The organism is Ruegeria sp. BC5 (assembly GCF_056539205.1).
Window position 1 is genome coordinate 230,375 of sequence record NZ_JBQFUN010000004.1, and the last position, 12,343, is coordinate 242,717.

Below are 12,343 nucleotides of genomic sequence, written 5' to 3' on the forward strand. Positions count from 1 at the left end.
AGCCAGCAATCCGGGGAGCCAGTATAATGGACTACGAGCGATTTTTCACCCAGAGCCTGGACGATCTGCGGGACGAAGGAAACTATCGTGTTTTTATCGACCTGCAACGCCGCTGCGGATCATTCCCAAACGCACGTCAAACCGACGGGGCGGTACAGCGCGACGTACGTATCTGGTGTTCGAACGACTATCTGGGCATGGGGCAGCATCCGGCGGTGACCGGGGCGATGCATAACGCGCTGGACCGGTGCGGCGCTGGTGCTGGCGGCACCCGGAACATCTCGGGCACCACACACGATCACGTCCTGCTTGAGGCCGAACTGGCCGATCTGCACGGCAAAGAGGCAGCGCTTCTGTTCACCTCTGGCTATGTTTCGAACTGGGCGGCCCTTGGCACCCTTGCTGCGAAAATCCCCGGCCTTATCGTTTTCTCGGACGCGCTGAACCACGCCTCGATGATCGAAGGCATCCGGCATTCGCGCGCGCAAAAGGTGATCTGGAAGCACAACGACCTTGAAGACCTCGAGGCGAAGCTGGCTGCTACCGATCCTGACGCCCCCAAGATGATCGCCTTTGAATCCGTCTATTCGATGGACGGAGATATCGCGCCGATCCAAGAGATTTGCGATCTGGCCGACAAATACGGTGCGATGACCTATCTGGATGAGGTTCATGCCGTCGGTCTTTACGGCCCGCGCGGTGGCGGCATTGCCGAACGCGAAGGTCTGATGGATCGACTGACCGTGATCGAGGGCACGTTGGGCAAAGCCTTTGGTGTGGTTGGTGGCTATATCGCGGCCTCAGCCGCACTTTGTGATTTTGTGCGCAGCTTTGCCAGCGGGTTTATCTTTACCACCGCCTTGCCCCCGTCGATTGCGGCGGGCGCTGCGGCCTCGATCCGGCACCTGAAACAGTCGAATACCGAACGCGATCAGCAGAAGTCCCGCGTGGCGCAGGTGCGTGCCCGGTTGGATGCAGAAGGCATTCCGCATCTGCCCAACCCCAGCCACATCATCCCGGTGATGGTGGGAGATCCGGTGAAATGCAAATTCATCTCGGACACGCTGCTTGAAGAATTCGGTATCTACATCCAGCCGATCAACTACCCCACTGTCCCCAAAGGAACCGAGCGTCTGCGGATCACCCCTTCTCCGGTGCATACGGACGAAGATATCGAACATCTGGTCGGCGCGCTGTCAGCCCTATGGCAACGCTGCCAGATCGCGCGGATGCCGATGGCTGCCCAGTAGACAAAGCGCTCCTTGCTTGAAGAACTGCCGCCCAAATCGGGCGGCTTTTTTCTGCTTCAAACGAGGTAGAGGGCAAAGATCAGCACCGAAAACCCGGTTAGAACCATGGTGAATCCGCGCAACCAGGCTGGGCTTCTAGAAAGGTCCAGATACTGCGCAAGGATTACGCGCGTCTTGATCAGCGCAAGCAACAGAATGCCACCCCCCATGGCCGCAGCCGGCACCGGCAACAAGGTCAGTACCGCTGAGCCGACACTTAGCCCCAAAAGGGCAAGCCAGGCCCGTGTCAGAGTGTTGTCCCCCATCGCCCTCATCCCAACAGATAGATCACCGGAAAAAGCATGATCCAGACCAGGTCGACCATGTGCCAGAACTGCGCGCCCGCCTCGATATTGCGTGCGTCATCCCGCCAGGACACCAGTAACAGAATGCCGACCCCGGCCAGAACATGGGCCGCGTGAAAACCAGTCAGAAGGTAGTAGAACAGGAAGAAGGGATGCGTTTCATAATTGATCCCCTGCGCCATTTTATCCGCGTATTCCGTGCCTTTGATGATCAGGAAAACAACGCCCAGAAGGGCCGCGCCGATCAAGGCCATGCGCGCCGCCGCGCGCCGCGCGACCTGTCGCCAGTGCAGCGCCTGTGCGGCCAGATACCCCGATGTGACCAGAACCGCTGTGTTAAAGGCCGCTCCAGTGCGATGCAGATGTGACTGCGCCTCGGCAAAACCCGCCGGGTCGGTCAGACGCACGCCCATAAAGGCGATCATCCCAGCGCCAAACACCAGAAGTTCCGAGACGATCAGAACCCACATCAGCAACTCGCCCGGAAGCTCGTCGATCAGAGAGGCATCGCTCATGCGCCGACCAGTTGGCGGTAGATTTGCGGCAAAGCCATCGTCAGGCGGTGCGGGTCAGGGATCACCGCAAAACCGCCTTGCCCGAACATACGCGGGAACCAACTTTTGCCGGTTTTGTCGATGGTGACACCAAAGACCGATTGCCCGGCGCGACGCGCTTCGCGGACGGCCATGCACGTATCTTCGATACCATGGCGACCCTCATAGTGATCCAGGTCGTTCGGCTTGCCATCGGTGATCACCAGCAGCAGCCGGCGCTTGCGCGATTGATCCGCCAAATCGGCCGAGCAATGCCGGATTGCCGCCCCAAGCCGTGTGTAATGCCCCGGGCGCAATGACGCAATTCGCTGTTCGACCGTTCCGCCCATTGGCTCATCAAACCGCTTGCAGCGCTGCACATAAACACGCTGACGTTTCAGAGAACTGAAGGCGTGGATCGCAAAGTCATCCCCACAAGCATTTAACCCCCACGCCAACGCGGCCAGCGCCTCGCGTTCAATATCGATCACGGCGCGGCCTGTGACTGCGCTTTCGGTGGATCGGCTGACATCCAGCAGGATCGAGACCGCCAGATCGCGAGCTTCGGGACGGGATTGCTGCCAGATGCGCTCGTTGGCTTCCCCACAAGCCCGACGTTCAGTCTCGGCACGCACGGCGGCTTCGATATCCAACTGGTCGCCGTCCAGATGGCCGCGTGTCATAACCCGACCGGGGCGCAGCGCCTCGAACTGGCGCTTCACCGCGCGGATGCGGCGGGCAGTGGCCGGGTCCTTGCCAAACTCGGCTGCGTCTTCGCGGATATCGGCATCCGACAACAGGACATTCACGTGGTCTGGCAAGTACTGACCGGTGCGCACGTCCCATTCGGGATAAAGGATTCGGCCCGACAGACGCTCGCGATTCACATCCTCGGGCGCCAGATCCAGGTGCAGCTTCAGCTTGGTGGGCGGTGCCTTCGAGATTTGGCCCAGCCCGATCTCTTCCTGATCGTCGGCCGCCTTTTTGGCATTGTCGGGATCGTCATCATCGACCCGGCGGTTCAGGTTCAGAAACTCGGCCCAACTGAGGATCGCCTCGAATTTGTGCAGGATCAGGCTGTCTTTCCGTTCGGCCTGATCAGATTTACGGCGGCGGGCGCGGTGGGTTTTCTCACCCGATTCCTCGGGCGGGCCATCTGTATCGGGGTTTTCCACCTCGTTATGTTCCGAAAACCCGACGGCGCGCAGTTCGGGCCACAGGGGGACCGGGCGAAAACGCTGATACCCGCGCGGAGCAGACAGGCTGTCATCCAGCTCCAGCAGCTGTTCCGCCTTGGCAGACAGCGATGCCGGATCACCCAGCATATGGCGAACCAGTTCTTCTAGCGCGGCTTCGACCGGCGGCAGGTTAGGGATATCACGTTGGTGCAGCAGACCCTTGCACAGTTCGGTATAAAGGGGGAGCAAGCCGGGCGCGTTTTCCAGCGTGGCCTCGACCATCTGTCGCGCAGCGATCAGCGCATGCAGGTCGGCCCGCAGGGGGTCATCCTCATCAATTCGGGTGTCGGCATGGGCCGAAACGGCTGCCAGCCAGACATATAGCGCGCCGTTGGCTTCGCGCGCCGGGAAAACGGCCAGACGGTCCGGCAGGCGCAATACCTCGCCATCGAACGAAGCACGCGGCATCAGCTCGGCCTCAGTTCCCAAGCGGCGACGCCAGCTTAACCGGTGGCGTGAAATTTCGGGTGAGACCGGGCGTAATTCAACGCCCGGACTACCCCCAAGCCCTCGGAAGAGGACTGCCAGCCGCCCCGCGACCTCAGAAAGGTCGACCGCGGCTCCAACATGCACCTCAGGTGCATCGAGGCGGCTGGCAAGGGTGTGCCACAGTTTCCCGATCGTTTCTTCGGGTTCCCATGGCTCAAAATCGATCTTGACCATTGGCCGGCCTCACCCAAAGACAGCCGTGACAAGATCGAGGAGCCCGCGTTTGATATCCTCGTCATCAGTCAGAGGTTCGATCATTGCGGCAAGAATGGCGCGGTCCGTCGACATACCCTGTGCGATCAGCGTCGCAGCATAGACAACCAGTCGGGTAGAAACGCCTTCCTCAAGATCCTGACCCTTGAGCCCCCGTAGTTTGTTCGCCAACCGGATCAGCGGTTTGCAGCGTTCAAGCGCCAGGCCACTTTCCTGGGCGACAACCTCGGCCTCCATCTCAGGCGACGGAAAGTCGAATTCCAGCGAAATGAACCGCTGCCGGGTCGAAGGTTTCAGGGTTTTCAGGATATTCTGGTACCCGGGATTGTAGGATGCCACCAGCATGAAGCCGGGCGCGGCTGCCAGTTCTTCGCCGGTGCGATCAATCGGCAGGATGCGCCGGTCGTCAGTCAAAGGGTGAAGCACGACGGTCACGTCCTTGCGGGCCTCGACCACCTCATCCAGGTAACAGATTGCGCCTTCGCGCACTGCGCGGGTCAGCGGGCCATCGACCCAGACGGTTTCCCCGCCTTTCAGCAAATAGCGGCCAATCAGGTCGGCAGCGGCCAGATCATCATGGCAGGCGACAGTATAAAGCGGGCGGCCAAGCTGCGCGGCCATATGGGCCACAAAGCGGGTCTTGCCGCAACCTGTCGGCCCTTTCAGCAGAACCGGCAGATCGTTGTTATAGGCGGCGGTGAACACATCGCATTCATCGCCCTGGGGCAGGTAGAAGGGGGCGTTTGCCGCCCCCGTTCCCATTTGTATGGAGCCATCCATTTGCATTACTCCGCAGGGGTTTCGGCCGCGCCGGGTTCGATGACCTCTTTCCGGGGCACCCAGATCGAGTAGACGAACAGCAGCGCACCAAGGACCACGACTACACCAGACCCAAAGCGCATCCAGTAGAAGATCGCGATCTGATCCTGCACGTCCATGAAGTAGTCACCGATCACACGTTGCATGTGCGTCTGCACGGTTCCGCCGAAGGTCAGCACGAAGGTCATGAAGACCATACCGCTGGTCATCAGCCAGAACGAACCCATGTTCAGCACCTGATTATACGGATCACGGTTTTTCAGGATCGGCATGGCATAGGTGAAGATCGCCAGGTTGAGGCAGACATAGGCGCCGTAAAAGGCCAGGTGACCGTGGGCCGCGGTAATCTGCGTGCCGTGGGTGTAATAGTTCACCCCGTGCAGCGTATGCAGGAAACCCCAGACACCGGCACCAAAGAAGGCCAGCGTGGCACAGCCCAGCGACCACAGCAACGCGGCCTTGTTGGGGTGGTCCCGGCGGCCCTTCCAGACCATGACGAAGGCAAAGGCCATCATCGCAAAGAACGGGATCACCTCAAGGCTCGAGAAGATCGAACCGATCCACTGCCAATACGCTGGTGTACCGATCCAGTAGTAGTGGTGACCTGTCCCAAGGATGCCCGAGAACAGCGCTGCAGCGACGATGACATACAGCCATTTCTCAACCACCTCGCGGTCAACACCGGTCAACTTCAGCATCAGGTAGGCCAGGATCGAGGCCATGATCAGTTCCCACACACCTTCGACCCACAAGTGAACAACATACCACCAGTATTGCTTGTCCAAGGCCAGGTTGCCGGGGTTGTAGAAGGCAAACAGGAACAACAGCGCCAGACCCCACAAACCCAACAAGAGGATGTTGGTGATCGCGGTCTTTTTGCCCTTCAGAACGGTCATCGACACGTTGTAAAGGAAGATCAGCGCGGCCACGACAATGCCGGCCTTGACCCATTTGGGTTGCTCAAGGAACTCGCGCCCCTCTTTGCCCAGCAGCCAGTTTCCTTCGAACAGGTTGAAGGTATAGGTCAGCACCACACCCAACGTCCCCACAACCAGAATGATCAGTTGTAGATAGGCCAGCTTGGGTGAATGGATTTCACGTTCAGCCTCTTCCGGGATCAGGAAGTAGGCCGCGCCGAAGAAGCCCAGGATCAGCCAGACGATCAGCGCATTGGTGTGCAGCATCCGCACGATGTTGAACGGCAAAAGCTCGCTCAGGAAATTTGGTGATACATAGATCAGGCCAGCCAGAAGGCCACCCAGAACCTGTATCACGAACAGGGCCATGGCCACCGCAAAGTAGGCGTAGGCGATTTTTTGGGATTCGTATTTCATTGCTCCGTTCCCTTTCTCAGCCAGCCTCGTTGGGCGGCCAGTCCTGAGCGTCGATATTGTCCGTCCAGATCAGGAAGTTGGTCAGGTCGCGAATTTCTTCGTCGCTGAGGTTGAAATTGGGCATCTGCCGACGACCGGGAATGCCGGTCGGTTGTGCCTCCATCCAGCCCTTGAGGGACTCAAAGGCTGATTCCGGGTCGTCCAGCACACCCCAACGTGTCATCACGTTGCCGACTTCGGGGGCGAAATAGGCCCCTTCACCCAAGATCGTGTGACAGTTGATGCACGCGTGTTTTTCCCAGACGTGCTTGCCCCGAACCACACTTTCATCGAGTTTTGCCGAATTCTCGGAATTCACGATGTACCAGTGGGAATGGGCCGACAGGGCCAGAAATATTAGGATAAAGAACAGGGACCCGCCATAGAATATGTTGCGAGCCATGCTCTTGGTCATGACTTCTCGCATTGCGCTCTCCTTTGCGCAGTTTAGCTTGTCTAGCCAGAATGGCGGCTGGGCCGTAGGAGGGCCTTAACGAAAGTCAAGGCTGGCGGAAGTAAATGAAAATCATCCCTCCCGGCCCGTACGAGGACCCGTCAGCGCAGGCCACATGGCGATCAGGTAAAGCGCAAAGGCACAGACCCACAGGCCGTCCGACAACAGCATCGCCACCATATAGCCTGCGTTCAGCTCGGCCCCGATCCAGCGTGACAGGGCAGCAACCGCCATCAGACCATAGGCTACGACCATCGGGGCGGGCGCGATTAGTGCACGGCCGCTGTGACCCAGCGCGGCGCGGCTCATGACTGCCAGGGTCATACCGCCCACACACCCTATGCCCAATACGTGCAGGGCGGCGATTTCATTGCCCAGACCCAGCACTGCCAGCCCCCACAAGATCAACCCCATCGCCAACATGCCTAGACCCAAATGCAGCGCCAGCAGAATTGGCTGCCGGGCGGCCCAGCGGCTGCGCCAATTGGCCATGCGCAGTATCTGAACCACCCCAAGGGCAAGCGCCAAAACCCCGGCCAACGGCCCTGCACCGAGCACCAGAACACCCAGCGGCAAGATCAGGGCCAGAACCATGCCTGCCTTGTCGAACAAGGCGACCGAAACCGGCCAGTCCGCCTCTGGGACCCCAGCGCGTTTCATGGCATTGCGGGTAAAGGCCGGAGTAATCCGACCACCCAAAATGGCGATCATCGCACACAACGCCAACAATCCCGCGCGCAGCCCAGTTTGCAGAGTGCCTTCAGTGACCTCAATCCATTGCAGATGTGTCATCATGTCCGCGACCCAGATCAAGCTCAGCAACAGCAGGAAAATCATGTTCTGCGGCTTGGGACGGCGGATCAGCTGCGTAGCTATTTTGGCCCCCAGAACCGGCACAAAGGCCAGGTCGACCACCGCAACCAGAACTGGCGGCAATACACCTGAAAACCACATGGCCATCCGACCGGCCAACCACAGCCCGGCAGCCAGAGTGATAAAGTGCGCCCGCGCCTCGGGGGCGCCGGTCCAGTTCGGTACTGCGGTCAGAAAGAACCCGCCCAGCGCGGCCGTCGCATAGCCGAAAATCATCTCATGCGCGTGCCACATCGGCGGCGTCATACCGTAATCCGGCGCCATGTAAGGCACTGTCAGCCACAGCCCCCAGACCACGCCGACAAACAGGCCGTAGAGACCGGCAGACAGAAAGAAAACACGAAATCCTTCACCAAGAATGCGGGCGATGATTGTGGGCATGGCTGCTCTCCTCAACCGTTTTTTTCAGCCCTAGCAGCCAACCCGCGCAACGGACTTAACAAAAATCAATCCTCACGAAAAACATGCCTCTAAAACACAGATTTTATGACGGTTTTTTTCGCCATTTTTTCCTGCCGAACCCTTGAAATGGGCCCCTGGCGTTGACTTTCGTCAAGGAGCCGTCGGGCGCGATGTCTCACCCTTGGACCTGCCTCACCACGCAAATGGAGAGTGATCATGTCACTTGGAATCAGCTACAACAAAACTGGCCGCGCCTTTGGGGTCGGTTTGGCGATGCTGCTGGGCAGCGTCGCTGCGCCAGCCTTCGCCGAAGAGCCAACCCTTAGCGAGGAAGCCTTTGAATCCTCCAAACAACTTTATTTCGAGCAATGCGCAGGCTGTCACGGCGTTCTACGTAAAGGTGCCACCGGTAAAAGTCTTGAACCGATGGTCAAAACCAAAAACGACGATGGCACCGTAACCGAATCCGGCACCCTAAAACTAGGTCAGGAACGGCTTGAAAAGATCATCGCCTGGGGTACCGAAGGCGGGATGAACAACTTCTCGGACATCATGACCGAGCAGGAAATAAAGGACATGGCGACCTACATCATGATGGAGCCGCCAAAGCCGCCTGAAATGTCGCTTGAACAGATGATGGCGACCCGCAAGGTCTATGTCGAAGAAGCCGATTATCCAACCGAGCCGCTGCATGGCCGTAACTGGGAAAACTTCTTTGTTGTCATCGAACGCGATGTGGGCAAGGTGGCCGTGATCGACGGCGACACGAAAGAGGTTCTGACACACATCCCGACCGGCTATGCCGTTCACGTTCTGAAAGCATCTGAACACCACGCACTGGAAGAGCCAGAACAGCCCGGGCGTTTCTGGTACACCATGGGCCGTGACGGCAAGATGACTAAGATCGACCTCTGGCAGACGCCAGACAAGATGTTGGTTTCCGAGGTCAAGATTGCCTATGACGCCCGCGACGTTGCCGTTTCTGGTGACGGCAAATACGTCATCGGTGGGGGCTATTGGCCGCCGCATTTCGCAATCGTCGACGCCCAGACCATGGAACCGGTCAAGGTCGTATCAACCCGCGGTGTGAACGTGGACGGGGATTACGTGGAAGAGGCCCGTGTGGCCGCAATCTACACAACTCCGAACGAACCCACCTGGATCGTTGCCGTGAAGGAATTGGGGCAGTTGTGGCAGGTCGATTATACCGATCTGGACAACCTGCGGATCGACAAGATCGACAGCGCCAAGTTCTTGCATGACGGGTTCTTTGACCCGACAGGCCGATACTTCCAGATCGCCGCGAACGCGTCGAACAAGATGGTAGTTGTCGATACCGAAACCCACAAGCTGGAAGCGATGATCGACACAGCCGCGTTGCCGCACCCCGGCCCGGGTGCCAACTGGGTCGACCCGAATTGCGGCCCGGTTGCTGGTACAACTCACCTTGGTGTCGGCACCGTGACCGTCTGGGGTAACGATCCGGAAAACCGCCCGGATGATGCCTGGAAGATCTGCTACGAAGTGGAAACCGACGGCCCCGGCCTGTTTGTCCGTACGCACCCGAATTCGGACTACATCTGGGCTGACCAGACCAAACACCCGGAACCTGAAGTTCAGCAATCTGTGCAGGTCATCTCGAAAGAGACCGGCGAGATCGTGAAAACCATCCAAATCACCGAAGACGAAGGCAGCGCCGCTGTTCACTTTGAATTCAACGCGGATGGTACCGAGGTCTGGGTTTCCAAGTGGAACCTGTCGGACTCGAAAGAACCTAACGGTCAGATCGTGATCTTCGACGCCAAGACGCTGGAAGAAATCGGCCGCATCGAAGGGCTCTATGCTCCGACCGGCAAATTCAACGTCTACAACCGTTCGAACCACGTCACCTGACGAGTTCGCAACCAAAACCGGAAAGGGCGGGCCCCTCGTCCGCCCTTTCCTCGTTTGACCAAATAGCCAAACTCACCGGCCTGCCACCCAGGGCCAGATAAGACAGCCAAACGGAGCCCGGATATGACTTCCGAACCGGAAAAAAAGAAACCAATTTGGCGCCGGTATTTCCTGTGGGGAATGCCCGTGGCCGGAATAGCCGTGGCCTTTGTCGCGGGCATCGTCTTTTGGGGCGGGTTCAACACCGCCATGGAAGCCACCAACACAAAGGAATTCTGTGTCTCGTGCCACGAGATGCGTGATTTCGTCTATGAGGAATACACCGGCACGATCCATGACGTGAACCGGTCTGGCGTAGGCGCGGTCTGTTCCGACTGCCACGTTCCCAAGGACTGGACCCACAAGATGATCCGCAAGATCAAGGCGTCCAAAGAGCTGTATGGCAAGCTGGTCGGCACCATCAACACCCGCGAGAAGTTTGAAGCCAAGCGCGTACATCTGGCGATGAATGAATGGGAGCGGATGAAATCCACGGACTCACGTGAATGCCGCAACTGCCACGATTTTGAATCGATGATGCCCGAGTTCCAGAAACCGCGTGCACGTCAGCAGCACCTGAATGCGATGGAGATCGGCCAGACCTGTATCGACTGCCACAAGGGGATCGCCCACTCGGACGCCCGTGATCGAGCCGATGAGGATTATCTGGAAAAGCTTGAGGCACCCAACCCGGCCTTCATTCGTGAAATCCCGCAGGAATACCTGACCAGCCTTGCGAAGATCGAAGCCAAGGAAGCTGCCGAAGCCGAGGCTGAAAAAGCAGCCAAAGCCGCTCAGCAAGAGGCCGTTCAGGCACAGATCGCGGCCGCCGTAGACGCAGCCGTCGCCGAAGAACGCGCCAAGGCAAACGGCGAAGAAGCCGCAGCACCGGCAGGCGGTGGTAGTGATGTTGGCAGCAGCGTCGACTGGAATGCCGTTGCAAGCGCCGATCTGAAACTGTTCTACCCCGGGCAAGCCTCGTTTGAGTGGGTGCAGAACGGCAAGTTCCACGGCGGGGCCCGTCCCCTGACCAAGGGCGGCGATCAATGCTCGACCTGTCACGCCAAAGAACTGGATACGATCGGCAACAAGATCGTTGCGGGCGGTGATCTGGAACCAACCCCGATCCCCGGCAAACGTGGTGTGATCGATGCGACCGTGCAGGCCGCGCATGATGACGAGAACCTTTATATCCGCATGCAATGGCCGGATGCAGGCCATAACCCTGCCCCCTTCGTCGATGGCGGTAAGATGGACCCCGACAACCAGATCAAGGTCGCAATGATGATCACCGGTACCGGGATCGAGTTGGGCGATCAGGTAGGCTGCTGGGCCTCGTGCCACGCAGACAACAGCTATATGCCATTTGATCCGGGCGCTGACGCGATTGCCGCCAATGGGGATATCGCAGGCCGCCTGAGCACTCAGGACACAGTGACCAAATACATCAGCGAAAGCCGGACCGAGGTCGAAGTCAAAGGTCGCCGCGGCAAGGCATTGGGTGGCTGGGACAAGTTGGAGGCCGAGGCGCAGATCCAGCAATACTTGGCCGATGGCACTTACCTGGACCTGATGCGTGTCTATGCTGATGGCAGCGCCTCCAACGGTTATCTGTTGGAACAGCGCGTGGTCAATGACGGGGAAATTGCCGCCTCGGCCAATCTGTCCGGTGGCGTGTGGACCGTCGTCTTCTCGCGGCCACTGAACTCGGGTGCGCCCGGCGACGTGCCGCTGGAACCGGGTCAGACCTATACGGTGGGCTTTGCCATTCATGATGACTTTGCCGCCGCGCGGTTCCACCACGTTACGCTGAACACCAGCCTGGCGCTGGACGACGACAGCGCCAACATCAACGTGGTCAAACAATAACGGATAGGGGCCGGAAAACCCGGCCCCCGCCCCTTTTTGGAAAGGAGAGATGGATCATGAAACCCCACTGCCTTCTTCCTGCGCTTCTACTTCTCGCCCCACCCGTCTTGGCGGATGAAACCGCCGAGATTTGCGCCGAGGCTGAGCAACGCTATGTCGACTTGTTCGGGCAACCTTCGTCAGCCGTCGAAGACGCCGAAGTGGTGCTGATGTACAAATACAATTTCTGCCCCGGTCAGTTGACCGTGAAAGCAGGAACGACAGTGCGCTGGATGAACGTGGACAAACGCACCAGTCACAGTGTGCTGCTGAAAGGCGGCAGCGAACCCGAAAGCGACCGTTTGTTCCCTGAGGAATCCGTTGATCTGACATTCCTTACTCCAGGCCCGCAGGAATACCTGTGCGGGCCGCATTGGGAAACGCAGAACATGATCGGAATGATCACCGTAGAACCCTGAGCCGAGGCAAAAATACAGGCAAGTCAAAGGAGCGCGGGCGCAAATCCCGCGCTCCTTAACTTTAGTCAAGGAAGCCGCGAGCAGAATCCGCCAACC

Annotated in this window: 11 protein-coding genes; 4 read left to right on the forward strand and 7 right to left on the reverse strand. The window is 58.7% G+C overall.

The genetic code is table 11. From position 1 onward, the window contains the following. Positions 1-26: 26 nt before the first annotated feature. Entirely contained in the window at positions 27-1,250 is a 1,224-nt protein-coding gene (gene hemA, locus ACR0LY_RS12655; RefSeq protein WP_170350178.1) for a 5-aminolevulinate synthase, read from the forward strand. Positions 1,251-1,306: 56 nt separating this feature from the next. Here the strand turns inward: hemA and ACR0LY_RS12660 are convergent, their stop codons facing one another. From ACR0LY_RS12660 to ACR0LY_RS12690, 7 genes are all read right to left on the reverse strand, one after another. Further along, positions 1,307-1,555, reverse strand: a complete 249-nt coding sequence (locus ACR0LY_RS12660) for a cytochrome C oxidase subunit IV family protein (RefSeq protein WP_254438746.1) — start codon at positions 1,553-1,555, stop codon at positions 1,307-1,309. 5 nt (positions 1,556-1,560) lie between these two features. Then, entirely contained in the window at positions 1,561-2,109 is a 549-nt protein-coding gene (locus ACR0LY_RS12665; RefSeq protein ID WP_170350176.1) for a cytochrome c oxidase subunit 3, read from the reverse strand. After that, positions 2,106-4,028, reverse strand: a complete 1,923-nt coding sequence (locus ACR0LY_RS12670) for a nitric oxide reductase activation protein NorD (protein WP_170350175.1) — start codon at positions 4,026-4,028, stop codon at positions 2,106-2,108. Before ACR0LY_RS12670 ends, ACR0LY_RS12665 begins: the two co-directional genes overlap by 4 nt. A 9-nt stretch (positions 4,029-4,037) precedes the next feature. Beyond that, on the reverse strand, positions 4,038-4,847 hold the full coding sequence (locus tag ACR0LY_RS12675) for a CbbQ/NirQ/NorQ/GpvN family protein (protein ID WP_170350174.1): 810 nt from the start codon (positions 4,845-4,847) through the stop codon (positions 4,038-4,040). A gap of 5 nt (positions 4,848-4,852) precedes the next feature. Then, a complete protein-coding gene (locus tag ACR0LY_RS12680; RefSeq protein ID WP_170350173.1) occupies positions 4,853-6,220 on the reverse strand; it encodes a cbb3-type cytochrome c oxidase subunit I in 1,368 nt (455 codons plus the stop codon). 16 nt (positions 6,221-6,236) lie between these two features. Further along, on the reverse strand, positions 6,237-6,686 hold the full coding sequence (locus tag ACR0LY_RS12685) for a c-type cytochrome (RefSeq protein WP_170350172.1): 450 nt from the start codon (positions 6,684-6,686) through the stop codon (positions 6,237-6,239). Positions 6,687-6,785: 99 nt separating this feature from the next. Next, positions 6,786-7,967 (reverse strand): NnrS family protein, encoded by a 1,182-nt coding sequence (locus ACR0LY_RS12690; RefSeq protein WP_170350171.1) that lies wholly within the window; start codon positions 7,965-7,967, stop codon positions 6,786-6,788. A 237-nt stretch (positions 7,968-8,204) separates the two neighbouring features. Here ACR0LY_RS12690 and ACR0LY_RS12695 point away from each other — a divergent pair, with 237 nt between their 5' ends. The 3 genes from ACR0LY_RS12695 (at position 8,205) to ACR0LY_RS12705 (ending at position 12,247) form a co-directional block, all read left to right on the forward strand. Next, positions 8,205-9,881, forward strand: coding sequence for a cytochrome D1 domain-containing protein (locus ACR0LY_RS12695; protein ID WP_170350170.1), 1,677 nt, complete (start codon positions 8,205-8,207; stop codon positions 9,879-9,881). 123 nt (positions 9,882-10,004) lie between these two features. Beyond that, entirely contained in the window at positions 10,005-11,789 is a 1,785-nt protein-coding gene (locus ACR0LY_RS12700; RefSeq protein WP_170350169.1) for a NapC/NirT family cytochrome c, read from the forward strand. A gap of 56 nt (positions 11,790-11,845) precedes the next feature. Beyond that, on the forward strand, positions 11,846-12,247 hold the full coding sequence (locus ACR0LY_RS12705) for a cupredoxin domain-containing protein (protein ID WP_170350168.1): 402 nt from the start codon (positions 11,846-11,848) through the stop codon (positions 12,245-12,247). Positions 12,248-12,343: the final 96 nt, after the last annotated feature.